Source organism: Streptomyces galbus, from assembly GCF_005280195.1.
GTDB lineage: Bacteria > Actinomycetota > Actinomycetes > Streptomycetales > Streptomycetaceae > Streptomyces > Streptomyces galbus.
Map to the genome: position 1 here is coordinate 1 of NZ_SZPR01000101.1, position 261 is coordinate 261.

At 66.7% G+C, this 261-nt stretch carries 1 protein-coding gene; it reads left to right on the forward strand.

Features of this window, described 5'->3' with window-relative positions:
- Nucleotides 1-261 (forward strand): HWE histidine kinase domain-containing protein (locus tag E4U92_RS35705; protein ID WP_206666497.1); only part of this gene is annotated, 261 nt, incomplete at both ends.

Consider the following 261-nt stretch of genomic DNA (forward strand, 5'->3'; position numbering starts at 1 on the left):
GTCAAGAACATCCTCGCGGTGATCCAGTCGATCGTCACCCGCACGCTGCGGCACGGCGCCGACATCGACGTCGCGCGCGAGCTGCTGATCGGGCGCATCCACGCGATGTCGAATGTCGTCACGTTGCTCAGCGAGAGCCAGTGGCAGGGCGTCAAGCTGAAGGGCCTGTTCGAATCGCGCGCGATCCCGCATGCCGACCGGATCGCGGTGAACGGTCCCGACATCACCGTCAGCGCCCGTGCCGCGCAATCGCTGTCGCTG